General features: G+C 47.2%; 29 protein-coding genes. 4 read left to right on the top strand and 25 right to left on the bottom strand.

The window, feature by feature from the left end:
• Positions 1-16: 16 nt before the first annotated feature.
• The 4 genes from amrA to VSQ62_RS11900 form a co-directional block, all read right to left on the bottom strand.
• Positions 17-1,399 (bottom strand): AmmeMemoRadiSam system protein A, encoded by a 1,383-nt coding sequence (amrA, locus tag VSQ62_RS11915; RefSeq protein ID WP_334635142.1) that lies wholly within the window; start codon positions 1,397-1,399, stop codon positions 17-19.
• A gap of 118 nt (positions 1,400-1,517) precedes the next feature.
• Positions 1,518-2,387 (bottom strand): AmmeMemoRadiSam system radical SAM enzyme, encoded by an 870-nt coding sequence (amrS, locus tag VSQ62_RS11910; RefSeq protein WP_334635141.1) that lies wholly within the window; start codon positions 2,385-2,387, stop codon positions 1,518-1,520.
• Between the two features lie 38 nt (positions 2,388-2,425).
• Complete coding sequence (locus tag VSQ62_RS11905) at positions 2,426-2,950, bottom strand: flavodoxin domain-containing protein (RefSeq protein ID WP_334635140.1); 525 nt, start codon at positions 2,948-2,950, stop codon at positions 2,426-2,428.
• Between the two features lie 5 nt (positions 2,951-2,955).
• On the bottom strand, positions 2,956-3,528 hold the full coding sequence (locus VSQ62_RS11900) for a TetR/AcrR family transcriptional regulator (RefSeq protein WP_334635139.1): 573 nt from the start codon (positions 3,526-3,528) through the stop codon (positions 2,956-2,958).
• Positions 3,529-3,745: 217 nt separating this feature from the next.
• Here VSQ62_RS11900 and VSQ62_RS11895 point away from each other — a divergent pair, with 217 nt between their 5' ends.
• From VSQ62_RS11895 to VSQ62_RS11885, 3 genes are all read left to right on the top strand, one after another.
• Positions 3,746-5,692: a thiamine pyrophosphate-dependent enzyme gene (locus VSQ62_RS11895; protein ID WP_334635138.1), complete on the top strand. Its 1,947-nt coding sequence runs from the start codon at positions 3,746-3,748 to the stop codon at positions 5,690-5,692.
• The gene (locus tag VSQ62_RS11890; protein ID WP_334635137.1) at positions 5,685-6,275 is read left to right on the top strand and encodes an indolepyruvate oxidoreductase subunit beta; all 591 of its coding nucleotides are present in this window, start codon (positions 5,685-5,687) and stop codon (positions 6,273-6,275) included. Before VSQ62_RS11895 ends, VSQ62_RS11890 begins: the two co-directional genes overlap by 8 nt.
• 88 nt (positions 6,276-6,363) lie before the next feature.
• Entirely contained in the window at positions 6,364-7,599 is a 1,236-nt protein-coding gene (locus tag VSQ62_RS11885) for a phenylacetate--CoA ligase family protein (protein ID WP_334635136.1), read from the top strand.
• Between the two features lie 74 nt (positions 7,600-7,673).
• On the opposite strand, the gene VSQ62_RS11880 is transcribed toward VSQ62_RS11885, so the two are convergent.
• A complete protein-coding gene (locus VSQ62_RS11880) occupies positions 7,674-8,234 on the bottom strand; it encodes a DUF2812 domain-containing protein (RefSeq protein WP_334635135.1) in 561 nt (186 codons plus the stop codon).
• Positions 8,224-8,550 (bottom strand): PadR family transcriptional regulator, encoded by a 327-nt coding sequence (locus VSQ62_RS11875; RefSeq protein ID WP_334635134.1) that lies wholly within the window; start codon positions 8,548-8,550, stop codon positions 8,224-8,226. The genes VSQ62_RS11880 and VSQ62_RS11875 overlap by 11 nt, the downstream gene beginning before the upstream one ends.
• A 208-nt stretch (positions 8,551-8,758) precedes the next feature.
• Here VSQ62_RS11875 and VSQ62_RS11870 point away from each other — a divergent pair, with 208 nt between their 5' ends.
• Positions 8,759-9,652 (top strand): CPBP family intramembrane glutamic endopeptidase, encoded by an 894-nt coding sequence (locus VSQ62_RS11870; protein WP_334635133.1) that lies wholly within the window; start codon positions 8,759-8,761, stop codon positions 9,650-9,652.
• Positions 9,653-9,682: 30 nt separating this feature from the next.
• Here the strand turns inward: VSQ62_RS11870 and VSQ62_RS11865 are convergent, their stop codons facing one another.
• The 19 genes from VSQ62_RS11865 to VSQ62_RS11780 form a co-directional block, all read right to left on the bottom strand.
• Entirely contained in the window at positions 9,683-10,483 is an 801-nt protein-coding gene (locus tag VSQ62_RS11865) for an ABC transporter permease (protein ID WP_334635132.1), read from the bottom strand.
• Between the two features lie 17 nt (positions 10,484-10,500).
• Entirely contained in the window at positions 10,501-10,842 is a 342-nt protein-coding gene (locus tag VSQ62_RS11860) for a hypothetical protein (protein WP_334635131.1), read from the bottom strand.
• Positions 10,839-11,303 (bottom strand): ABC transporter permease, encoded by a 465-nt coding sequence (locus tag VSQ62_RS11855; RefSeq protein ID WP_334637641.1) that lies wholly within the window; start codon positions 11,301-11,303, stop codon positions 10,839-10,841. Before VSQ62_RS11855 ends, VSQ62_RS11860 begins: the two co-directional genes overlap by 4 nt.
• A gap of 15 nt (positions 11,304-11,318) precedes the next feature.
• Positions 11,319-12,017, bottom strand: a complete 699-nt coding sequence (locus VSQ62_RS11850) for a hypothetical protein (RefSeq protein WP_334635130.1) — start codon at positions 12,015-12,017, stop codon at positions 11,319-11,321.
• Positions 11,941-12,153, bottom strand: coding sequence for a hypothetical protein (locus tag VSQ62_RS11845; RefSeq protein WP_334635128.1), 213 nt, complete (start codon positions 12,151-12,153; stop codon positions 11,941-11,943). The genes VSQ62_RS11850 and VSQ62_RS11845 overlap by 77 nt, the downstream gene beginning before the upstream one ends.
• Positions 12,150-12,557, bottom strand: a complete 408-nt coding sequence (locus VSQ62_RS11840) for an ABC transporter ATP-binding protein (protein ID WP_502957817.1) — start codon at positions 12,555-12,557, stop codon at positions 12,150-12,152. The genes VSQ62_RS11845 and VSQ62_RS11840 overlap by 4 nt, the downstream gene beginning before the upstream one ends.
• A 12-nt stretch (positions 12,558-12,569) precedes the next feature.
• Positions 12,570-13,076: a hypothetical protein gene (locus VSQ62_RS32640; RefSeq protein ID WP_502957741.1), complete on the bottom strand. Its 507-nt coding sequence runs from the start codon at positions 13,074-13,076 to the stop codon at positions 12,570-12,572.
• Positions 13,064-13,624, bottom strand: coding sequence for a response regulator transcription factor (locus tag VSQ62_RS11835; protein WP_334637640.1), 561 nt, complete (start codon positions 13,622-13,624; stop codon positions 13,064-13,066). Before VSQ62_RS11835 ends, VSQ62_RS32640 begins: the two co-directional genes overlap by 13 nt.
• Positions 13,625-13,797: 173 nt before the next feature.
• Positions 13,798-14,844, bottom strand: a complete 1,047-nt coding sequence (rsmH, locus tag VSQ62_RS11830) for a 16S rRNA (cytosine(1402)-N(4))-methyltransferase RsmH (RefSeq protein ID WP_334635126.1) — start codon at positions 14,842-14,844, stop codon at positions 13,798-13,800.
• An 80-nt stretch (positions 14,845-14,924) separates the two neighbouring features.
• Positions 14,925-15,968, bottom strand: a complete 1,044-nt coding sequence (locus VSQ62_RS11825) for a LacI family DNA-binding transcriptional regulator (RefSeq protein ID WP_334635125.1) — start codon at positions 15,966-15,968, stop codon at positions 14,925-14,927.
• Positions 15,969-16,040: 72 nt separating this feature from the next.
• The gene (locus VSQ62_RS11820) at positions 16,041-16,448 is read right to left on the bottom strand and encodes a VOC family protein (protein WP_334635124.1); all 408 of its coding nucleotides are present in this window, start codon (positions 16,446-16,448) and stop codon (positions 16,041-16,043) included.
• Between the two features lie 5 nt (positions 16,449-16,453).
• Positions 16,454-17,248, bottom strand: coding sequence for an amidohydrolase family protein (locus tag VSQ62_RS11815; RefSeq protein WP_334635123.1), 795 nt, complete (start codon positions 17,246-17,248; stop codon positions 16,454-16,456).
• Complete coding sequence (gene nagB / locus VSQ62_RS11810) at positions 17,249-17,983, bottom strand: glucosamine-6-phosphate deaminase (protein WP_334635122.1); 735 nt, start codon at positions 17,981-17,983, stop codon at positions 17,249-17,251.
• A 5-nt stretch (positions 17,984-17,988) separates the two neighbouring features.
• Entirely contained in the window at positions 17,989-18,918 is a 930-nt protein-coding gene (locus VSQ62_RS11805) for a carbohydrate kinase family protein (RefSeq protein WP_334635121.1), read from the bottom strand.
• Entirely contained in the window at positions 18,915-19,715 is an 801-nt protein-coding gene (locus tag VSQ62_RS11800; RefSeq protein WP_334635120.1) for an ABC transporter permease, read from the bottom strand. Before VSQ62_RS11800 ends, VSQ62_RS11805 begins: the two co-directional genes overlap by 4 nt.
• A 74-nt stretch (positions 19,716-19,789) precedes the next feature.
• Positions 19,790-21,076 (bottom strand): ABC transporter substrate-binding protein, encoded by a 1,287-nt coding sequence (locus VSQ62_RS11795; RefSeq protein ID WP_334635119.1) that lies wholly within the window; start codon positions 21,074-21,076, stop codon positions 19,790-19,792.
• Positions 21,077-21,130: 54 nt separating this feature from the next.
• On the bottom strand, positions 21,131-21,928 hold the full coding sequence (locus VSQ62_RS11790) for an ABC transporter permease (protein WP_334635118.1): 798 nt from the start codon (positions 21,926-21,928) through the stop codon (positions 21,131-21,133).
• Positions 21,929-21,931: 3 nt separating this feature from the next.
• Positions 21,932-22,732: an ABC transporter ATP-binding protein gene (locus tag VSQ62_RS11785; RefSeq protein WP_334635117.1), complete on the bottom strand. Its 801-nt coding sequence runs from the start codon at positions 22,730-22,732 to the stop codon at positions 21,932-21,934.
• A 5-nt stretch (positions 22,733-22,737) separates the two neighbouring features.
• A complete protein-coding gene (locus VSQ62_RS11780) occupies positions 22,738-23,556 on the bottom strand; it encodes an amidohydrolase family protein (RefSeq protein WP_334635116.1) in 819 nt (272 codons plus the stop codon).
• Positions 23,557-23,575 lie beyond the last annotated feature (19 nt).

The raw sequence follows: 23,575 nt of genomic DNA, 5'->3' as shown, positions 1-23,575 counted from the left end.
AAAATCTCTCAACTATTTAAAAATGCCGGATCACCTCGAACCTTTCAAGCCTAACTTCTTCCTCTGCCCCGATCCCCGCCTTCTGCTTTGCGATCGCGATCTGTTCCTCAACCGTATCCACCCCGGGAAGGTTCGGAAGCAGCAGCCCCCGGCGATATCCCTTCGTCACTATCACTCCGTACCGCTTCACATCCAGTTGTTTTGGCGAATCGACAGCTTCCGTATCTCCCAGCACATCCACACTGATCGACAGCTTATCCAGTTCCTTCGGCTCTATCGGGGAGAATCTGGGATCCTTCGCGGACGCGCTGACCGCGTTCTCAATGATCTCTTCTGCCACGGATGCCTGCACCGCCTGAATCGTGCCGATACAGCCCCGAAGCCGCCCTTCCTTCTTGACAGAGACAAATACTCCCGCCCTGCTTGTATACATCTCCCCGGGGAGGTTCTCAGGTATCTCCATCTTCCTTCCGGTACGGACATACTCCTCGATCGTCTCTCTGGCAAGCTGCACATATGCGTCTTCCTTCGCCCTCTGATCCATGATCCGCCGCTTCTCCTTCTCCTCATACCGGTCTTTCAGATTCCTTGTAAGATCCTTATCGCCCGTCTCATAGGCACAGATCCCATAACCGACCCCAAAAGGCCCCTCATAAGACAGAAGTTCTGCCCTGACAGCGGTTCTGTCCAAAGCTCCCGCCATCATAACGAATGAACGGTGTCCGCACTCCCCCGCCTTCTCGCAGAAATCCTCCGGGAATTCCAGAAGCTTCTCAAAATCACCGCTGCCCATCACATCCATGATCTGTCTGTCATACTCCGGTCCCTCTTCCTTGTAACCGTAAGGCCCCGTTTCCAAAAGCCTGTGTGACAGATCGCCGCTGGCGATCACCGCCGTGTTCCTGTTAAGCACCTCTGCCGTCTCCTTGATACGCCGCCCAAGTTCATAATGTTCCGTAAGGGAAAGCCCTGACAATCCGATCCTTACCAGCCTGTATTCCCGCCAATACTGATTCACAAAATAGAGCGGCACCATGGTCCCGTGATCCAGCCGCCTGTCCCGCTCTCCAAGCGGCCCCGCAGGTATCTCTCCCGCCTCAGAAAGCTTCGCAAGATTCTCTGCGAATTCCGTATCATAACTAACCTCCGTCTTCACCCATCCTGCGCCAAACTGTCCGAAATCACCCTTCGCTCCCTTTCCCGGTGAAATGTGGAAATAATCCGCATACATGGTCTGATGCGGCGAGATCAGCACGATCGTATCCGACCTGAGAGCGCCGATCCGACCTCCGATCTCATGATATGCGTCAATCGTATTCTGTATCTTCTTCTCCTCACCTCTGCCGATCTCCGGAATGATAAGCGGCGGATGAGGTACCATAAATGCTCCTGTAATCATGACCTGACCTCTTAAATAACTTCTTAATCTTCCTTTTCTTACTCTTATCATACCATCTTTTGATTTTTCTGTACAGGCAATATCACGCTCACGAAACAAAAATACTTCAAAAGCTTCATCAGCAATTCCCCACAAACACATGCTCTAAGTATCTTCCGGCCGTCTCTGCAAGACGGTATACCTGCCGCACATCCGTCGCCTGCCTGTCCGTCATGTGATATCTTGGATAGAAACGTGTAACATGAAGAGGGATCTTCTTTCCCGCTTTATCTTCCACAGAAGCGATCCACCCTGCTTCCTCCTCCATCTCCCCTACATCATCATTCATACCCGGAACGATCAGAGTCGTCAGCTCCACATGACATTCTTCTGCCGCCCGTACTATGAACCTCTTGACCGTATCAAGATCCCCTCCAAGCTCCCGATATGTCTCCCTGCAAAATGCCTTCAGATCAATATTCATTGCATCTATATAAGGAAGCAATTCATCCAATACCTCACATGACGCCGTCCCGTTCGTAACCATCACATTGACCATACCGGCATCTCTCACAAGCCTTGCCGTATCACGCACATACTCCCAGCCCACCAACGGCTCATTATAGGTAAATGCAACTCCGATATTGCCTGATGTCCTGTATTCCAGCGCTTTATCTGCCAGTTCCCGGCAAGAGACACAGACCGTATCTGCCCTCCCCTTTAAAATCACATTTCCCTCCGACTGCTGCACCGACGCCATAGATATCTCGTAATTCTGACAGAACGGACATCTCAGATTACATCCGAAGCTTCCGACAGACAGGATCAGACTTCCGGGTCTGAACAGCCGAAGCGGCTTCTTCTCGATCGGATCTAACGCCATGGACGTGATCTGTCCGTAGCTGACACAGACGATCTTCCCCTCCTCATTCTTCCGGGCTTTGCATATGCCTGTCTGCCCGTGATTTAGATTACACTGATGCATACATACTCTGCAAACCTGCTTCATACGATCCTCCTAATATATTTCCGCCTGTACGGCTGCTGTTATTTCAGATACTCGATCAACGGCTCCAGATACTTCTTATCTGTCCAGTCTGCCGTCTGTCCCACTGCGCTCATAAGGCCTGCCATCCATGGTTCATATGTACTCGGATCCTTTTTTGCCACAGACTTCTGCAGCAATGTACACAAAATTCTGTCCGCGAATCTCATCTTGCTCATATCCCACACACCCCGTCCATAGAACAGCGGGATTCCTCTAAGTTCACCCGTCAGATTGTGCTCCCTGATCCCTTCAAATGCTTTCTCGTCATAAGGCGAAGCGCCTACGCATAATACGGCCGTCTTCTTATTCTTCAATCTGCCGATATTCTTTTTCAAAAATGATAATCCCACGATCCCGGAAGCATAGATGCCTCCGCACAGTATGATTGTATCATATTGCGCCACCTCACTTGGTGCCGCCTTCGGCGTCTCCACACAGTCAAAACCTGTCATCTGCCGCAGCCATCCGGCATATTTCTTCGTCGCTCCGTATTTGGACTGGTAAATAATGATTCCCTTTTTCATCGTCTTTACGTCTCCTTTCTGCATTCTGTCTCTGATTTTAAAAAAGCTTCATAAGCGATCTCCTGCTGCGCATAGATCTCATCCGCCGAGATCCCCGGCGATGTTACCGAAAATACAGTGCCAAGGCCGATCGTATAGATCAGCATATTCAGGTGCAGCCGTCTCGCCGCCGGTACGCTGATGTGCAGATCTTCCGCTATAACTTCTGCAAGCTCCCGGCTTGCTTCTGTCCGGTACAGATCATCCAGGGAAGCGATCCCCTCTCTCTTATGCAGGATAAATATCCTGAACAGATTCGGTTCCTCCTTCGCCAACTGAATATAGTTCCTGCCGATACTGCGGAACAGATCGTCTTTGTTGATATGCGCCGCGATATATTCCTGTATGAATATCTTTACCTTTCCTGCCACTTCCATGCGCAGACCGTCCATATTCTTACAATAACTGTATATAGGCTGTACGGAACATCCGATCTTATCTGCAATATTTTTCACCATAACCTGTTCCATACCGCCGTCCCTTGCGATCTCAAAGGCTGCATTGACAACCATTTCCTTTGTGATCCTCTGCTTTGGCATAATCTCACTCCCTCTTCATTTACATAATCATTTTATATAATTAATTTATATAAAATGATTATACTTCTGCCCTTACATACTGTCAATCAAAAACTTTTCAACCGTACAATGGAAACTTTTCGGCATTTCTTCCGTCAGCTTGACTTTTTGCGCAAGGATGTCTATTATTATGAATCATGATAGAATTGTATAGGGACAACACAAATGAGGTGAGATTATGCACAGAGAATTTTTAATGGGCAACGAAGCCATAGCCATGGGCGCGATTGCCGCCGGAGTGAATCTGGTATCCGGCTACCCCGGAACTCCTTCCTCCGAAGTGCTGGAGACAGTGGCAAAGCACAGGACCGACAATACCTATGTTGAATGGTCCGTCAACGAAAAATCTGCTCTGGAGGTCGCCGCCGGAGCCGCATATACAGGCGCACGCAGTCTTGTAACTATGAAACAGGTCGGACTTAACGTCGCATCCGATCCGCTGATGAGCCTTGCCTACATCGGGGTCAAAGGCGGAATGGTCGTCCTTGCAGCCGATGACCCCGGCCCGATCTCTTCACAGACCGAGCAGGATACCAGGCATTACGCCGCATTCTCCAAGCTTCCCTGTTTCGACCCTTCTTCCGCGCAGGAAGCATACGAGATGATCCAGGAAGCCTTTACATATTCAGAAGAATACGGCACTCCCGTCCTCATTCGGCCAACCACAAGAGTCTGCCATGGATACGCGTCCGTTACCGTTAAGGATCCGGCAGAATATACGGTGCACCGCCCGGAAGGCTTCATCAAGGACAGCTCTAAGTGGGTGATCTTCCCAAGGCTTTCCTATCAGAACCATAAGCTGATCGAGGAGCGCAATGTCAGACTGGCTGACGAGTTCTCTGCTTATAAGCGAAACCAGATCTTCTACGCGGCAGACAGAATATCCGATCCTGTCCCTTCCAAGGGAAGCATTTCAAACTGTCAGGAAGATACAACCAGTCCTAACCGGTATAAGAAACGGCTGGGAATCGCATCCGGCGGCGTCAGCTTCCCCTACGCTATGGAGACATTGGCACAGACCGGCCCGGTCCGCCTTCTTAAGATCGCCACGCCCCACCCCTTCCCGGAGAAGCTGGCCCTTGAATTCCTGACCGGATTAGACGAGGTTCTCTGTATTGAAGAACTGGATCCTGTCATTGAGCGGGAACTGACTTATCTGTGCGGGAAATATAATCTTCCGGCGAAGATCTGCGGGAAACTGACGCACCACACACCCAATGCCGGGGAAAATACACAGGACAGCGTCCGGCAGAATATTCTGGATTTCCTTAAGGACAGCCCGGATACAGAGCATGGAAATACATTTTCAGATGTTCCTCCTGCTCTCCCTGTACGTCCTCCGGTACTCTGCGCAGGATGTCCTCACCGGGCCTCCTTCTACGCAGTCAAGACAGCCATGAAGGGCAGGAAGACCATTTTCTGCGGAGATATCGGGTGCTACACCCTTGGCAACGCCATGCCTCTTGACATGGTAGATACCTGTCTGTGCATGGGCGCCGGCCTTGGGATCGCCCAGGGCGTCGGACATATGGAACCGGACACCGTCTGCTTTGCATTCGTCGGAGATTCCACCTTCTTCGCGTCCGCGATCACAGGCGTGATTAATGCCGTATACAATCAGGCGGATATGACCCTGATCATACTGGATAATTCCACCACCGCCATGACCGGACATCAGCCCCATCCCGGCACCGGACGTACGATGATGGGCAGCGTAACAGACCAGATCGATATCGAAGCCGTCCTTCGGGGAATCGGCCTTAAGACTGTAGAGACCATAGATCCGCTTAACCATGAAGCCGCCGTCGCCTGTGTGAAACGGACAGCAGGAGAGCCAGGCGTTAAGGCGATCATTTTCAGATCACCCTGCATTGCCGTCACCAGACCGTCCGGCAGCATGCACGTCACTTCCGGGAAATGCATCAATTGCAGGAAATGTATCCGGGAACTTGGCTGCCCTGCGCTGATCATCAAGGATGGTTCTGTAAGCATCGACGCCTCTCTCTGTACCGGATGCGGCCTGTGCAGCCAGCTCTGCCCGGCAGATGCGATCTGTTCAGCCGGGGCCGCAGATAACATTTCCCATGATACGGAAGCTTTGAAGGAGGGAAACGATCATGAATAAAAACATCGTATTATGCGGAGTCGGCGGACAGGGAACGGTTCTCGCTTCCAAGCTGATCGCTGCCGCCGCCATGAAAAAAGACATTCCCGTCATGAGCGCCGAGACCATCGGCATGGCACAGCGGGGAGGCAGCGTGTTCAGCCATATCCGCATGGGCGAAGGATTGTACGCTCCTATGATCGCCAAAGGAACCGCCGATATCATCATCGGCTTTGAGCCGGGAGAAGCCGTCCGGCAGCTTCCTTATCTGAGAGAAGGCGGTCAGGTCATCGTAAGCCAAAGAGCCATCATGCCTGTCACGGCGACCCTGTCAGGCACACCTTACAGCGGCGGCGAGATGACCGCATACCTTAAGGAACGCATACCGAACCTGATCATCGTCGATACAGAGCGGGCCTGCCGCAAGATAGGTTCTCCCAAGGTACTAAACCTGCTGCTCCTTGGCGCCGCGATCCACAGCGGTGCGCTCGGGCTTAACGAAGACGAGATCAAAGACGCCGTCCGCGAGAGGCTGCCTGAGAGATTCCACGAACTTAACTTCCGGGCGCTTGCGTATGTCCGGGAACACCCGGCACAGGACTGAGTCTCTTTTCACAGATTGTCCATCTCCCGACCCCATCAGACAGGATATACTTAGAATCAGACAGAATATACTTAGAAAGGATACACACATGCAGATATCAGAATTACAGATCAGTCAGACAAACCATCAGATACAGGCGCTCATCAAAGCCGGAAGCTTCTACGGCAAAAAGCTGGAAGAAGCCGGCATCTCAAGCATATCCTCGCCGGAAGATTTCGAGAATCTTCCTTTCTCCGAGAAAAATGACTTAAGAGAAGCCTATCCCTTAGGACTTATGACCGCCCCCGAAAAGGACATCGTAAGGATCCACTCTTCGTCCGGCACCACCGGCCTTCCGGTTATCATCCCGTATACCGCCAAGGATGTGGAGGACTGGGCCGTCATGTTTGCCCGCTGCTACGAGACGGCAGGGATCACCAACATGGACCGCATTCAGATCACACCGGGATACGGGCTTTGGACCGCCGGGATCGGGTTCCAGGCCGGCGCCGAGAAGCTGGGCGCCATGGTCGTTCCCATGGGGCCCGGCAACACGGATAAGCAACTGCAGATGATGATGGATATGAAGAGCACCGTTATCTGTGCAACCTCCTCTTACGCCCTTCTTCTTGCCGAAGAGATTGAAAAGCGAGAGATCAAGGATAGAATCCATCTGAAAAAAGGCGTGATAGGATCCGAACGCTGGGGCGAGAAGATGCGCCAGCGGATCCGGGAAGAGCTTGGAATTGAGCTCTATGATATCTATGGACTTACCGAGGTCTACGGCCCCGGAATCGGCATCAACTGCAGCTATGACACCGGAATGCACTACTGGGACGACTATCTCTATATCGAGATCATAGATCCGGTTACACTGAAGCCCGTACCGGACGGCGAACTCGGAGAGATCGTGATCACGACCCTGGTAAAGGAAGGGGCTCCTCTGATCCGTTACCGGACCCACGACCTGTCCCGCATCATCCCGGGCGCCTGCCCATGCGGCAGCAAATATCCCCGTCTGGATATCATTATGGGAAGAACCGACGATATGATGAAGATCAAGGGCGTTAACGTATTCCCAAGCCAGATCGAAGAGATACTTAAGGAATTCCCGGAAGTTTCAAGCGAATACCAGATCCGTATCTCGCATCTGGACGGCAGAGACACCATGCGTCTCTATGTGGAAACCAACGGAAGCGTTGATTTCCTTGACCTGGCGAAACGCATTGCCGGCACGGTCAAGAGCCGAATAGGTTTCACACCGCTTGTCAAGGTTGTGGAATTAGGACTGCTTCCAAGGAGCGAGAAGAAATCCAAACGCGTAATCGATGAAAGATATGAATAGATGAAAGATCAAAAGGTATAAAGCCTGTATTTGGGCCTTATACCTTTGATCTTCTCCTTGCAAAGTCTTTCTCTTTATTCCTTCATATATTTCCTCTTAAGCCACCTGATCTTCCGCCCGCAATGAATAAACAAATACAAATATAAGCCAAAAAGTATCGTAAAGAAAATGACAAACCCTTTTGCAAACGGATCTCCTCTTTCATTCCAGTTTAAAAACTGAATGACTAGCTGCAGCATCACACAGCTAAAGAACACCATCAGAAGCGGTATCATCCGGCGTTTGAATACCCGCTCTACCATCTCGATCCGGGACTCATTGTCACTGAATATCTCAAGCTCCCTTTCTTCTGAACCCGCCCGCTTCCTGAAATAACTAAAACCGTTCACATCAAAGAGATATTCCCACCCATAATCATTATATAACTGCAGATACTCCGTCTTTTCACTTTTTTCCGCCTGTTCAAAGTCAAGCCTGTACACGACATCCTCCGGCACACATTTATCAAAAAGATAAATCCCCGGAAGCCAATATTTGCATAATTTCCACCCTTCCTTATGCTGTTCACTAAGGAACTTCTCTTCTTCTTCATAATCCGTCACAGTCATAAACCGAAATAATACTCTATCTGCCATAAATATATTCTCCTTTACTATTCTTGTATAACCGTTCAATCCGACGAAGCTCTATCTCCAGAACCTCCCAGCCAAGCTCCGTGATCACATACAGCTTCCTCTTCTCTTCCTCTCTTACGAATCTGATCAGCCCGTCCTTCTCCATCTTAGACAATGTTCCGTACATGGTTCCCGGACTTATGGTTACTTCTCCGCCTGTCATCTGCCTGACCTGCTGGCCGATGTTGTAACCGTGCATCTCTTCTCTCAGACAATATAAGATATAAAAGCCCGTCTCCGTCATAGGAACATATACTCTTTTGATCCGCTCCAGCATTCCACCACTTCTCCTTTCCTTAAGAATCTGCTTCGATATAATGCAGTTCAATACATTGCATCTCGTTGTATCGCGATTCGATATATATGTTTATATCACACCTCGATATATATGTCAATACATTTTTAAGAGGCAATTGCAGTGTAAAGTCGACTATGATACAATATAACATATTGTACAATGTGAAGATATTCAAGGAGACCTGCATATGGAGACTTTAAAAAACATGAATCAATCTGACAACACAATCTTAAAAGAGCCAAAAAGGCGGAAGATAACAGATAATATACTTGTCCTCTATCTTCTTGCCACCTTACTCATCTTATTGGGACAAACCGCAGGTATGCTGCTGGGCTTCCTCCCCTTTATGACAGGATCAGACGCTGCGATAACCGTCTACATGTATATAAGTTTTATCGGGCTGTGGGCCGTTGCCCTTCTGTACATGCGGTTCACGAAGAAGAACCGCCCAATCCTTCTGGCGATCGGCAGCAGAGCCTCCGGCAATAACGTGAGAAATCTTCTGATCGGCTTTATTATCGGTTTTGGCTTGAATAGCATCTGCATTCTGGCGGCATGGCTGCACGGAGACATCACACTATACTATGATTCCTTTCAGCCGTTATCCTTCGTCCTCATCTTCGTATCTGTCTTCGTCCAATCTTCGGCAGAGGAACTCATCTGCAGGGGATTTTTATACCAAAGATTACGGCAGAGCTATCGCAGCCCCGCCGTTGCGATCATTGGAAGTTCCTTGCTGTTCGCCATCCTGCACCTTGGAAATGAAGGCGTTACAGCATTATCCGTGTTAAATATATTTGTTGTAGGGATCCTGTTCGCCTTCATGGTCTATTATATGGACAGCCTCTGGTGCGCCATGGCAATGCACGCAGCATGGAATTTTACACAGAATATTCTCTTCGGGCTCCCCAACAGCGGCCTTGTATCACCTTACTCCGTCTTCCGCCTGGACGCTGCTGCAGCAAAAAGCAGCTTCGCCTACAATGTAGGATTTGGAATTGAAGGAACCTTATTCGCAGATGCGGTTCTGATACTGGCATGCGTCTGCATGTATCTGTGGGGCAGGCGGAAGTCTTTTTGACTGCTTCTGCCCGTTCTTTAACTGTTGGATTTACACCACCGTCTCAATCGAATCCACAATACTCATCTTCCCGACCGCTCTAAGCGGAATCGCCGTCGCCGCAAGGCATGCTGCCACGGACACCGCCGCCGCTTCAAGAACCGGTATCACCGGAAACGCCATAAGTTCAAGGCTGTCTGTCGCCGCCGCTCCCACAAGAAACGTACAGATATATCCCAATACCGCTCCCAGTACCGACGCGGTCAGGCCATAATAAACCCCTTCCCACAGAAATGTCTGGTAAAGGCTTCTCTCGCTCATCCCGATCGCCCTCTGCATCCCGATCTCACCGATACGGGTATGAATGTTCACATAAACAGTATTGACGATATTCAAGATACCGATCAGTCCGATAAACAGGATCTGTCCCCAGCACAGAAAACGGATCTGCTCAAAGCTCTCTGCCATCTGCTCATACGCCTGACGGTAGGACAGCCAATAAGTCCCCGGATTCTCCCCGCACCATTCGTCCAACCATTTCTCAAACGTCTCCGCGTCTGCATCTTCTTCAAGAGTCGGGCAAACCTCTGAGAACCTGTCGTCTCCGGTCAGCATATCATAGAGTGAATCCGTGACGATCACCTGCACACCATTGTGAAAATTACCGCTCCCAATACAGACCGGATTCTCTGTAATCCCCACTATCCGAAGGCGTACACCATTCACCGTGACCGTCTCATCCTTATGCAGTTCTGTTTGCGGTATTTCCTGCCCCTCATAGGAAAATGGGATCGGATTCATGACAAGGCATGCTGTTCCGGCCTTCCATTCCTCTAAATCCTCCTTCGGCAAGCCCGGCGCATATCTGCTTATGCTGCTTCATCAACCGCAGCAATCTGAAAATTCTCACTTGGCTTAAGATCAATATCCTGTTCAATCGGCACATTTCCTTCTTCATCCTGCTCATAGTATTTTAACTTCGTTGCGGCAAGACCTGCCACTGACTCGTGATCTTCAAGCTGTGCTACGGCTTCCGGAGGGATTCCTGCCGTCTCATTTGTCACTGCATAATCGCCCTTATACATTTGCTGTACATCACGGCTGGTATCCAGCAGGGAGCTGAAACTCTGCAGCGCTACGAAGACTGTAATACTCATCACCATCAAGAGAATCGTGATTACCGTGCGCCCGCGGTTCCACTTCAGGTTCAAGCGTGCATAAAATGCCTCAAAACTACGAATCCTTTTCTGCTGCGGCGTCTGATCTTCGTACTCCTCCCTCTCATGGCTTCCGTTGGCGAGATCTGGGCGGCATACCGCGCAGAAGGAAACGACGCCAATATGGTAAATAATAATGTCGCCAGCACACTGACAAGCAGCAGCAGGATATCGGCATCACTGCCCGCGATGGAAGCATCCAACGCCTGGGCGCTGTCAGCCAGAAAAAGCTTGGGATTCAACCATCTGGTAGCGGCAATCAAAATGCCTTTGGCTGATAACATGCCAAAGACCAGTCCAATCGGCAGCCCCAGCCCGCACAGTATCAGGAGCTGAACCGTCACCAACGCATAGAGCTGCCCCTTCTCACTTCCAATGGCACGAAGCGTTCCATACTCTCGCACACGCTTCGTCACGGCAACCTTGAGGATATTGTAGATGACCAGACCGGCCACCAGCAAGAGCAAGACTCACACCAGGATACATGCCGCCGTCATAAACGGGAATCCCTTATCTTCCCCTTCTCCCTCTTTCTCAGCATAATCAATGCCAAGTGCATTTAACAGGACCCAATTATACTGAATATTCTCTTCTGGCACGCTGACATTAAGCGCCAATTCATCTACTACAGACTGGAACTGCTCTCTATCGATCGTTTTGAAGTCTGCCGAAAAGAGATAATACCACTGCGGTAGCAGTTGCTTTGCGGTTTCTTCTCCCACGACACCATCCAGCATGCCGTTGGCATAGCCCTTATAATGATTCTTAAGGATACCGGGCAGAACAAAATCAGCCGTATATTCATAAGCAGAACGGGCATCCCTCATCCGCATAACACGGATGGGCTGAGTGCTCACCGAACCCACATGTTCCCTGACTCCAAGATATTTCAGCGTATCTCTGGAGAGTGCGATCTCTCCCTTCCCCTGCAGAAGTCTCCCCTCTTCCACCGTCCCAACGTCCGGATATGCCCTAAGCGCCTCCCCCTGGTATTCCCGAAGATGCAGGGTAAGCCCGCTGTCCTTCAGTTCTACGAAGCCCAGATTGATTAGGCTCCCCACATCCTTAAGCCGTGGATCCGAATGCAGCTTCTCATTCTGCTCTTCCGATAACTGATGGAAGGTTGCATAACGGTCTCCGTTCAGACTTGCGGCCTGCTCCGCACGCATAGACTGCAGGATACCGATCGACTGTCCCAGGGCAGCTCACAGTCGTTGACAGGATCATCGCGATCAGGATCAGAACAGAAGTTACCTTCTGCGCTTTTATTTCTTTCCATGCCAGAGATAAATAAGAATTCATCATGCCGTCACCTCCGTAAGAATCCCGTCGATGATCATGAACTGCCGGTCTGCCCGATCCGCGATCCGGTTGTCGTGGGTAATGACCACCAGTATCTTTCCCAGCTCCTTTTGGATGCTCTCAAGCATATCCATCACTTCACTGCCGCTCTTACTGTCCAGATTCCCCGTTGGTTCATCCGCAAATATAATCTCCGGCTGTGCGGCCAGCGCCCGTGCGATCGCCACACGCTGCTGCTGTCCGCCGGACAGCTCATGGGGCAGATGCATCAGACGATCCCCGATTCCCAGAAGCTTCGTCAGCTGATCCAGATAGGCAGTATCCGGCTGCTTCTTGTCAAGCAGCAGCGGCATGATGATATTCTCTCTGGCAGTCAGAACTGGAAGAAGGTTGAACTGTTGGAAGATGAATCCGATACATCAGCGCCGAAACGCAGATAACTCTTTATCATGGAAGCTATAGATATCCCTTCCATCATAGGTTAAACTGCCAGAGGTCGGGTGGTCAAGCCCGGACAGCAGATGCAAAAGGATACACTCCATACCCTCCTTGAGCACGGCAATCGGTGTCTTCAACTTGATCCGGTAAAACAGAAGCCCGGCAATTCCAAGACCTGTGACAGGAAACAGAATACATGCCAGCATCCAGATAACATCAAGCACCCACGGAATCCGCTGCTGTTTCAGTGTAAACTCGTACCTTATCGGCCCTTCTCTTTCTACAAGTCCATACCCGACAGGTCCCTCTTCCATCTCCATCACAGTCCCAACATAATGGTTCTGGATATCTTTACAGATGTAAATTACCAGCGCAACAAATACCAGAGAAACCGCCACACAACAGATTGACAATACGAAGATCGATCTCTTAAGACTCATATCTTTAAAGCTAATATTCCTAATTCTCGTCCCTCTCAGCCGTTCCACCGGTATCCGCACCCCCAGACTGTCTCTATGAAGCTATGCAGTGTATATACCGCAAGCTTTGCCCGAATCTTCCGTATATGTTCCATGATCGTATCGCTGCTGCCGTCCCCGTCTATTCCCCACACGATCTCGTAGATCCTCTCCCTGTCGAATACCTGTCCGGCATTCACCGAGAGCAGTTCCAGTATATCGAATTCCCTCTTCGACAAGGAAACCTGCTCGCCGTTCACAGAAACCGTCCGCCCTGTATAATCAACTGTCAATTCCCCGAAGAACCGTACCGCCGAATTCTCCTGCCGCCTTTGTTCCCTTCTGAGATGCGCGGCAACTCTCGCCCCCAGCTCACAGAGGTCAAAAGGCTTCACGATATAATCATCTCCTCCGGCCTGAAACCCGCGGATCCGTTCACAGACCGTCAGGCCGTCCATCCCCGGCATATTGATGTCAAGAAGTATCAGATCCGGACCGCACGACGATTTGCGAACCGCTTCTTCTCCGCTCATAGCGGTCATCACATTATAAGTATCGGCAAAATAACTCTTCATCATCCACAATCAGCAATGTCTGCTTCATCCCGCTCATCTCCCCTAGTGTACTGACAGTACATCGAATAATAAGTTTCTGGTGCTCCATCCGGACAGAAATCAAACTCCTGAATTGGATGGAACACCAGTATAACAGGAAAATCTCAAGAAATTCTCAAAGAAATAATATTATTTGATCATGCCCGGATCGCCCACCTCATCTTCGTTGACCGCGCTCTCCCGTTTCTTGCGCACTCTTCTGCCGACGGCCGGATCACTTCCGTGGATATCTCCTGATAGATTCCTGCTTTCTTCATCTCCTTGAAGGACTTCTTCACCAACCGATCCTCTCCCGAGTGAAAGGTAAGGATCGCCGCACGCCCTCCCGGCGCCAGCACATCCGGCAGTTTCTCCAGGAATTCATATAACACTTCAAACTCCCGGTTCACATCGATCCTAAGCGCCTGAAAGGTTCTCTGGCAGGCCTTCTTCACCGCCTCCTTCTGCTCTGCTGCCGGAAGAAATCCAAGCGCGGATTCAATCGCATCCTTCAACTGCAATGTTGTGTCGATCTTATCCCCTTTCTTCAATCGCGTCATCACCGTTCTGGATATCTCGCCGGCATACGGCTCGTCCGAATTCTCCTTAAGCATCCCCGCGAACTCCTCCTGAGTCATCTCCCGTATACGTTCGGCCGCACTGACTCCCTTATGCGGATTCATGCGCAGATCCAGAGGGCCTTCTGCCTTATATGTGAATCCTCTGTCGGGATTATCGATCTGCATGGAAGAAACGCCTAAGTCCGCCAACACAAAGTCAAATCGCCCCGCTTCAGCGGCAACCAGATCGATATCAGCAAAATTCTGAAGCCTCACTGTCAGTATATCCTCCCCATATCCCAAGCGTTCTAACCGCTCCTTCGTCTTCGCGGACTCGATCGGATCGACATCCAACGCATAGAGATGCCCCTGTCCCTTGAGACATTTCAGCATCTCCTGTGTATGTCCTCCATAGCCCAGCGTCGCATCAAGCCCCCTTTGTCCCGGCTTGATCTGCAGGAAATCAAGAATCTCATTTACACAGATAGACAGATGCATCCCCGCGGGAGTGCTTCCCTTTTGAATCACCTTTGAAATCGTGTCCGCATATTTCTCCGGCTGAAGTTCCTTGTATTTCTCTTTATAATTTCTCGGATGCGTTCCCGCATACCGTACACGCCTCTTATGCTTTTCCTGTTCACCCATAATGTCTTCTCCCTCTGCTTTCTATTGTGTTCATTAAACCTTATTAAAAATCACCAGCCATTAGACTGGTGGTAATTTATTTAAAGAATATTCCGTTTACTCCCACAAGATTCACGAATCACAAGCTCCGGCTGGAAGTAAATGCGCTGTGGACTTCCGCTCCTGTCATGGATTCGTTCTAACAGCAACTCAGCCGCCTTTCGTCCGATATCTTTGCATGGCTGTGCAACCGCCGTAAGCCTTGGTCTGAACAATCCCGCCCATTCACAGTCATCAAACGCTACAACTGCCATATCTTCCGGCACCCTGATATTCAGCTCACTTAATGCCTTCATAACTCCCAGCACCATCAGATTATTCGCCGCAATGATCGCAGTAGGACAGTCATCTATTCCCATCATCCTCTCAATGATTTCCTTTGTACCTCTTTCTGCCGGACCGCTTCTTGACTCACCTTCAATGATCAATGCTTCATCAAACACGATTCCATTCTTTTCAAGAGCTTCTTTATATCCTTCAATCCTCTCTTCGGTTGTACTGATATGGCGCAGCCCGGCCGCAAATGCGATCCTCTTATGCCCCAATAAAATCAAATGCTCTGTCAAGTTTCTCATTGATCTGTGATTTTCACTTCCAACCCAGTCACCATTCAGGTCAAGCATACGGTCTATATATACAATAGGAATATCTCTTTCCCGAAAATATTGACCTACATACTTTTCTGAATTCGCAGTTGGAGATAATATCACACCATCTACACATCTTTCGCAAAAAGATTTGGCAATTTCCAGTTCTCTTACCGGATCATCGTTAGAATCTGCCAAAAAAACCATATAACCATTTCTTATACATTCATCGCTGATCGCTTTAATCACATCAATAAAATATTGATTCTGAATATCTGAAATAACCAGACCTATTGTCTTCGTCTCCGATTTTTTTAATGCCTTTGCCACAAGGTTCGGAGTGTAGCCGGTTTCTTCAATAACCTTCAGAATCTTTTCCCGTGTTTTATCACTTACGTTCTTCGTATTGTTAAGCACATGTGAAACTGTCGACTTTGAAACCTTTGCTATCCTGGCTACATCTCCTATTGTAGTCTTATTTTCACTACTCTTTTGCATCACGTTATCTCTTTCGTTTCTCAAATTAAATTCAGAATATCATTAACTATTTTATTTGTCAATTAGAGAGATCTATTTCATTTCCACAAATTCGATTTTGACATGATCCGGTCCATATACCATAATACACCGGCAGGATTTGGGAGTCCATGCTTCTGTAACAGAGATCCCTTCTATCGCAAAGTGCACTCCCGCGTCCTCTAATTCCTTTTTCGTATCTTCCAAGTCATCCACCAGAAGTGCAAAATGATCTATATTTCCAGCGCCTTTTGTTCCGGCACTTTTTCTGACATCCTCATTCAAAGACTGGGGAAGACCGATGGTCACGCCATTACACTCCATAAAAATGAAATTATTTCCTTCCATTTCTTTTTTATCAACGATAATCTTAAAACCAAGACTTTTGTAAAATGCAATGCTTTGCTCTAAATCAGAGGTTGGAATTCCAATATGTGCAAGTCCTTTCGTCTTTATATTCATAGCTATTACTCCTGACAATCTAATTTATATAATTCTTTTGCATTTTTGTATAGGATATCTGCTTTTTCATCATCCGACAGATTACACTGTAAAATATCAGATGGCAACGTACCTTCTCCGGCAAACAATACTTTTTTCGATCCCACAATACTGACTGCATGCTCGATCCAACGATGAATATCTGTCGGCGGAAATTCTCTCTGGGCATAATGTCTAAGCCATGCCGTATCCAGATATGCATTTTCAAACCGTTCTGTCAGGCACAACAGTTCCCTGTAAAAATTGCCGCCAAAATGGGCAAATATAATCTTAAGCTCTGGATATCTCTCCAACACTTTTGCAAATTGATGCGGAAAACCGATACATTCATATTTTGTCAGCTTTGTTTTTCCCGGCTCATCTGACGGCCATGAACTGAACGTCACGATTCCATTATGAAAAAGCAGTGGGATATCCAACTCCAGGCACGTCTCATACAGTGGATTAAGAGCCGGATCATCAACAATATAATCCTCTACATAAGGATGCATCTTAATTCCCCGAAAAATGCCTTTATCTACATTCTCCCGCAGCATTTTTAATGAATGTTCCATATCCTTAATATTCACATACCCGATACCAAATAGTTTGTCCTTATACTTCTGCACATTTTCTATCACACCGATATTTTCTTTGTTAGCTGCCGCAATACAGGAACAGATATCCACCCCCTGCTCCTCCATATATTGAAATAACGGCTTATCATCATAATCTATAAATTTTTCCAAAAAGAATACGTGTGCATGTGTGTCAATTACCACTTACCTGACCTCCTCTAATTCTTCCCCTGCTTCTCTATCCGCAATTACAACCAGATTCGGATGAAGCCGCAGAATACTCGCCGGTACCTTCGGCGTAATTCCCCCATATAATGCTTTCTTTAAAATCCCCCTCTTACTGCTTCCGCTCACTATCAAAATAATCCTCTCTGCTGACATAATATCTTTAATACCCATTGTCACGGCTCTCTTGGGAACATTTCCATCACTGAAAAATCTGGAATTTGCTGCAATCGTCTCTTCTGTAAGCTCCACCACATTCACATATTCAGCAAATGAATCTGCAGGCTCATTAAATCCTATGTGCCCATTTCCACCAATTCCAAGAATCTGTATATCTCTCTTACCTATCTCTTCAAGTTTCTTTTCATAATCATCTGCTATTTTATCAATACACAGTTCCATCCCATCCGGCATATATGTACTTTTCTTCGAAATATTCACCCAATCAAAAAATTTTGTGTCCATATAATAACGAAAACTCTGCGGATGTGTCCCTTTAAGGCCGATATACTCATCAAGATTTACTGTTTGCACTTTTGAAAAATCAGCCGTCCCCTCTTCATACGCCTTTATCAGACAGCGATACATCCCCTCAGGAGTAGAGCCTGTCGCAAGACCAAGTATACTGTCCGGCTTATCCTTCAACTGTCTAAGAATAATCTCTGCTGCCGATCTGCTCATACTTTCATAATCTTCGGTAACTATAATCTCCATTTCTATTATCTCCTGTTCTGTTCAATCTCTTCTAAAACCGGAAGGCTTTCTATCGCTCCAAATCGTTGAACGGATATAGAACTGGCATAAACCGCAAAATCAATCGCGCTCCTGTAAAAATTATCTGCTGACATTCTACCTTTATATGTCACATAATAGTACAGGAACGCAGACATAAATGAATCTCCGCCCCCTGTCACATCCACAACTTCTATCTCATCCGGCTTTTTACTGACCTTACAGTCATCTGCCCAAATGGACGCTGTATTTCCTCCGTCTGTCACAATTACAACCTTTTTCTTTGAACGTGCAAGCCGCTCCGGTTCGATCTTAAGTGTCTTCGCTTCATCTTTTGTCATCTTTACAATGTCGCTTACTTCAACCAGTCTCCTGCATTCCTGAATCATTATCTCTTCGGACATCCATGAATTCGGACGCAGATTTACATCCAGGGATGTAATCACACCGCTTCCTTTTGCCCTTTCAATTGACTTTTCCATCGTCTTCTTCGACTGGCCGGCCGCGGCTGCAAGACTTCCATAATGAAGAATTCTCGTATGATTAAATATCTCATCCGGGATTTCATCAAAATCCAGTGCACTATCTGCACTTTCACTTCTATATATCGCATATCTGAGCATATCTGCTGATTCTGGCATTACGATCGTAACTGTAGTAGGTCTTTTTCTATCTATCTGTATATACTGCGTATCTACCCCGCAGCTTTCCACAGTCCGCATAATACCTGTCCCCATTGCATCTCTTCCTACTCTTGCCAGAAGAGCCGTCTTTATTCCTAATTTCCCAAGACCGCACGCTACATTGTTCGGCGCCCCGCCGATCATCGCGCGAAATCGCCCCGGAATACATCCTTCCTCCGGCACAAAATCAACAAGAGCCTCCCCTATTAACAGCACATCATATTGTTTCATCATTCTTTACCTACATTCCATTCCAATAATTTGCTCAATACAAATGCCACAAACCTCTCTGTAAAAACAGCCAGAATCAAGATCCAAATGATTCCGACAACTACCAAATCTGTAGAAAGAATCGCAATAAATGCATTTAAAATTCTCCCCACTCCACTTTTCGCCCCTAAAAGCTCACCTACAATTACAAGCCCCCAAGACCAGCTATATGCCACTTTGATCGGTCCGGACATAGCTGGAAGCAGGCCCGGAAGCAATACATGATAAACAACCGTTGTCTTTCCTGCACCCAATGTTCTTGCAAAATTTTCCTGAACCGGGTCCAGTCTTTCAAGAGCCTCTGCACCAGCAACAAAAATCATTGTAAACGCATAAAAAACAATAATGCCAATGATTCCTTCCTGACTGGTTCCAAACCACAACAGGAAAAAAGGCGCTAACGCAAGCGGCGGAATCGCCCGCAGTATATCAATCAACGGGTTAAAGATCTCCTTGAAGCTCCTAAATCTTGCAATAAGAAAAAGGCTGACAAATGCTATGGCTGTTCCAGACAGCGTCCCGACCAGATAACGTCCAAGTGTTGCCAGAACGTGCGGCCAGAATCCATTACTTCCTGCTCCCTGAAACTGTATTTCCGGACAGGACCCAAACGTCTCGATATAACGACTCAAAATTCTATACGGAGATGGTACACGTGTCTCTCCTAACGCAATACTCGCCAGAATCCACCCAAGAAATAAAAATATGATTCCTAAAACGGCAAGAATAAGATTTTTTGATTTTGACAGTTTTCTATCCATATCATATCTCTCCTGACGGGACACAGTACTTCGCTGTATCCCGTCTTTTACTATAGTTCATCTTTGTCTCTTTTTTACTTTGCTGCTTCTAATGCCTGCTCTGAAAAATTCTTTGCATCCAGATAATTGAATATAGAATACTGATACTCTGCCTTTTCCTTTAGCTCTGCCGCTTCGCCTTCCACATCTGAAAGTTTTTCAAGATTTTCTTCTGCCTGCGTCTTTAATTCCTTAAGTTCTTTATATACACCGTCCGCACTTACAATATCTGACGGCTTATACTCCTCTTCTTTAAACAATCCCTCACTTTCATACATTTTCAAAGTTGAACCAATCTCATATTCCCAGTATAACGGATCCCCCTCATCTTCAAACCATGGTACCTGCATCTCCCATGTGTACAATGGAATAGATGTGCTGTAAAGTCCTTGCACCTCTTCTTCTGAGAATTCTGTTCCTGCAAGTGAATTTACATAATTTACATGAATTTTGGCTGCATCTTCCGGATTATCATTCACATACTGATTAATTCTAAAGCACACCGATGCCAGTCTCAGAACAGTATCATGGTTTTCGTCCGCCCATTTTTTTGTAGTTGTCCATCCGTTATGAAGAATACTTCTTACTTCCTCGGAATCTATAGACGCCTCTGCTGATTCTACAATATCCTTTGCTGAAAGAATCGGTACAAACCCATTAGAAGCCAGCGTTGCCGCCGACGGCACACCGCCTACTTTAAAGTCTGCTCTTCCTGACAGCATAAGTGCTACTCCGTTTGAATCATCAATGACTTCATTCTCTACATCATCCAGTGTCATTCCTGCTTTCTGGAAGCAAAGATCAATAAACGGTTTGATCGCGGACTCAGAAGGATAAGTAAATATTTTCCCTTTCATCTGTCCTAACGCCGCCTTAATTGCATCTTCCCCGCTCATTCCTTCATCCACAAAATCGCTGTACGTCTTAGTCCCCTCTGGAGCCATCACACTGTATCCGAGAAATAGATTGCTGAATGCAAATGTTGTAAATTCTCCCTGTCCCATAGACGGTATAAACAATGAAGGCGCACCTGACGCAAAATCATATGTTCCCGCAACCAGTACGGAAGGCACTTTATCAGCATCAATAGAATCCACTGTCTCTAATTCAATCCCTACATCTTCAAAAAATTTCTGTTCAATTCCTATATACGGAACTGTGTGATCTGGATACGGCTCTGTCGCAAATTTTAATTTCACCTTTGGAATCTCGCCTTTGCTGCTGTCCTGACTCTCCGTCTTACCGGTTGATTGGGAACATCCTGCCAATAACATCGCTGACACCATTACCAAACAAATCAAAACTCTTCCTAATCTCTTCATCTCTTCGCCTCCCTAAAATTAATCAAATGAGAACTATAGTATATTTCTATTACCTTACGGCATCCATCTGGTAATCCTGTTGCCAATAACCTTTACGATCCAACTGAAGATTGCCGTAAGTATAATAAACACAATTAATATGATTAGCATTCGCCCTGTCTCCATGTACTGCTGCGAAACAATCAGAAGTCTGCCCAGACCGTTCTGTGCCGCTAAAAATTCCCCGCCCAACGCAACCGCCCACGAAACTCCAAGGGCAACCTTTGTCGTATTGATAATATTGGGAACGATCATAGGCAGAATAACATTGGTATAAACATCCATATCCTTGGCACCAAGCGTCCTTGCAAAATCGATCCGTATCCGGTCCGCCTGGTCGATCGCTTCTATTACATTGGTGGTATATATAATCCAAAGTCCAAATGCGATATAGATTATGATCCCCTTTTCTTCTCCCCCAAACCATACAAGAAACAGCGCAATAAGTGCCAGCAATGGAATATTTCGAAGCAGCTTTACTACCGGATAAAACATTCCTCTAAGCACAGGCTGCAGACCAATGATAATCCCTGTAGCCACACCAAGTATTCCCCCCAGAAAAAGACCGGCAATTACTCTTCTAATTGTAATCAGACTGTTGACAAATAAAATATAAAAGGCATCTCCATAATTTGGCAGTGAGCCATTTCTAAAAGCTGCAAATCCCGGCAGCGCTTCCTTGAGAACCTCTCCCCAGGAGGGTACCAGAACAGCTGTATATGGTCCCCCGCTTTTTGCGATAAATGACGCTATCTCCCAAAAAAGAATGAGCCCGACCGCTGCTATCACTTTCTTTAAATATTTTGACCGCATTTATCACACCTCTCTTTTTATCTCACTTAATTCCAACAATTTGCCCAGCAAATAATCTGAAATAGCATGAAATTCCGGAGTATTACGAACTTCTATCGGTCTTGGCCTTTTGATATCTACTTTCAGCTCCTCGACGATCTTCCCTTTCTCGATCATAATAATACGGTCAGCAACAAATGTAGCTTCTTCCACATCATGCGTTACAAAAAATGTGGTCAATGGATTTTGCAGACGAATCCTTTCCACTTCTACCTGAAGCTCGACCTTTGTCGCATAATCAAGCGGCCCAAAAGGTTCGTCCATGAGTAACAGCTTCGGCTGATTCGCAAGAACCATCGCGATCTGCAGCCGCTTTCTCATACCACCTGACAGTTCTTTCGGATAAAAATGTTCGAATTTTTCCAGGTTTACCAGTCTTAGATATTGATCGATCAGTTCTTTTCGTTCACTCTTAGGAACACCGCCAAGCTTCAACGCAAAGTCTACATTCTCTCCGACTCTCTTCCATCCAAATACGGCATCCGCCTGAAACACAACTCCTCTTTCCCTGCTTGGTCCTTCAATTTCCTTCCCGTTTAATCTACAGGAACCATCTGTTGGTTTGATCAGCCCTGCTACAATATTCAGGAGTGTCGTCTTTCCACATCCGCTTCGTCCTACTACAGCTACAAGCTCTCCATGCGCTACATTCAGCGAAACATGGTCGAGTGCCTTCATCCTGTCACCGCTTACCGTATTAAATTCCATCGTAATATTATCAATATTCAATTCTCCGCTCTGTACATTCACTTGTTCTGTACCCATATAAATCATTCATCCTCTATCTTCTCGATTCCAAGGATCCTTGCTATGTTACCTCCCAAGATCAATTCCCTGTCCTCTTCATTATCAACAAAAACATCCAAAATCTTCTCTTTGATCTGCGGTATGCCAAGGGGACCGTCAGTGCCTATAGTGAATTTCCCCGCGCCGCACTGTCTATACGCTTCTACTACGGAATACGGTCCGAGATTACCGGTGAGATCCAACAGCAGATTATCATAAGCCGGAGCAATCTCTCCTGTTGTACCATAGCACCATATAAATCCTGAATGTACCATGATAAAAATAAGCTCCGGATAATCTTTGGCAACTTCCGCAACCTGGAGCGCCGTCGTATTTCCACTGTCCCCCGCACCATGCAAAACAATTGGCAGCACTTTTCCGGTCTCTTTCTGCAATTCCACTAACATATCCAACATTGGATATACAACAGTCTTATTATTGATCTCATAATTATGTACTGCTGGATTCATGCGTAAGCCTTGAAGCCCCAGCTCCAGAATACAGCGTCTAAGCTCCCTGGAAGATTCATTTTCTACCGGAAGGGTAAATGTCTTTCCTGCATCCTCTGGCGGGTAATTCCATGTCTTAGGCGCGTCATTCCACGGATTGACTGTCGCCAGACCAATTACTCTGTCCGGAAACAAATTCTGGATCTTCGCCACATAATCATTCCCGATATACGGATTCCACTCTGGAGTATGATGTGCAAACCCTTCATCCACCTGAAATACCATCTGGATATCAATCCCATTCTTGTCCATCCACGGGATCAGATCCGTCTCTGCCACACAGGTGCTCTTCATGTTTACTCCGATTTTAAAA

This window comes from Sporofaciens sp. JLR.KK001 (assembly GCF_036941055.1).
GTDB lineage: Bacteria > Bacillota > Clostridia > Lachnospirales > Lachnospiraceae > Sporofaciens.
Note: the sequence above shows the minus strand (reverse complement) of the source record. Positions and strands in the feature narration are given on the sequence as shown.

Bases quoted from the DNA above. Each gene is read 5' to 3' on its own strand.
- VSQ62_RS11885 (WP_334635136.1), top strand. From the start codon at position 6,364: ATGCAGATATCAGAATTACAGATCAGTCAGACAAACCATCAGATACAG.
- VSQ62_RS11825 (WP_334635125.1), bottom strand. From the start codon at position 15,968: ATGCAAAAGAGTAGTGAAAATAAGACTACAATAGGAGATGTAGCCAGG.
- VSQ62_RS11785 (WP_334635117.1), bottom strand. From the start codon at position 22,732: ATGGGTACAGAACAAGTGAATGTACAGAGCGGAGAATTGAATATTGAT.
- VSQ62_RS11900 (WP_334635139.1), bottom strand. From the start codon at position 3,528: ATGCCAAAGCAGAGGATCACAAAGGAAATGGTTGTCAATGCAGCCTTT.
- VSQ62_RS11795 (WP_334635119.1), bottom strand. From the start codon at position 21,076: ATGAAGAGATTAGGAAGAGTTTTGATTTGTTTGGTAATGGTGTCAGCG.
- VSQ62_RS11790 (WP_334635118.1), bottom strand. From the start codon at position 21,928: ATGCGGTCAAAATATTTAAAGAAAGTGATAGCAGCGGTCGGGCTCATT.
- amrS (WP_334635141.1), bottom strand. From the start codon at position 2,387: ATGAAGCAGGTTTGCAGAGTATGTATGCATCAGTGTAATCTAAATCAC.
- VSQ62_RS11870 (WP_334635133.1), top strand. From the start codon at position 8,759: ATGGAGACTTTAAAAAACATGAATCAATCTGACAACACAATCTTAAAA.
- amrA (WP_334635142.1), bottom strand. From the start codon at position 1,399: ATGATTACAGGAGCATTTATGGTACCTCATCCGCCGCTTATCATTCCG.
- VSQ62_RS11845 (WP_334635128.1), bottom strand. From the start codon at position 12,153: ATGATGAATTCTTATTTATCTCTGGCATGGAAAGAAATAAAAGCGCAG.
- VSQ62_RS11835 (WP_334637640.1), bottom strand. From the start codon at position 13,624: ATGATGAAGAGTTATTTTGCCGATACTTATAATGTGATGACCGCTATG.
- VSQ62_RS11800 (WP_334635120.1), bottom strand. From the start codon at position 19,715: ATGGATAGAAAACTGTCAAAATCAAAAAATCTTATTCTTGCCGTTTTA.
- VSQ62_RS11850 (WP_334635130.1), bottom strand. From the start codon at position 12,017: ATGCGTGCGGAGCAGGCCGCAAGTCTGAACGGAGACCGTTATGCAACC.
- VSQ62_RS11875 (WP_334635134.1), bottom strand. From the start codon at position 8,550: ATGCTGGAGCGGATCAAAAGAGTATATGTTCCTATGACGGAGACGGGC.
- nagB (WP_334635122.1), bottom strand. From the start codon at position 17,983: ATGGAGATTATAGTTACCGAAGATTATGAAAGTATGAGCAGATCGGCA.
- VSQ62_RS11820 (WP_334635124.1), bottom strand. From the start codon at position 16,448: ATGAATATAAAGACGAAAGGACTTGCACATATTGGAATTCCAACCTCT.
- rsmH (WP_334635126.1), bottom strand. From the start codon at position 14,844: ATGGGTGAACAGGAAAAGCATAAGAGGCGTGTACGGTATGCGGGAACG.
- VSQ62_RS11780 (WP_334635116.1), bottom strand. From the start codon at position 23,556: ATGAAGAGCACCTGTGTGGCAGAGACGGATCTGATCCCGTGGATGGAC.
- VSQ62_RS11895 (WP_334635138.1), top strand. From the start codon at position 3,746: ATGCACAGAGAATTTTTAATGGGCAACGAAGCCATAGCCATGGGCGCG.
- VSQ62_RS11905 (WP_334635140.1), bottom strand. From the start codon at position 2,950: ATGAAAAAGGGAATCATTATTTACCAGTCCAAATACGGAGCGACGAAG.
- VSQ62_RS11890 (WP_334635137.1), top strand. From the start codon at position 5,685: ATGAATAAAAACATCGTATTATGCGGAGTCGGCGGACAGGGAACGGTT.
- VSQ62_RS11880 (WP_334635135.1), bottom strand. From the start codon at position 8,234: ATGGCAGATAGAGTATTATTTCGGTTTATGACTGTGACGGATTATGAA.
- VSQ62_RS11805 (WP_334635121.1), bottom strand. From the start codon at position 18,918: ATGATGAAACAATATGATGTGCTGTTAATAGGGGAGGCTCTTGTTGAT.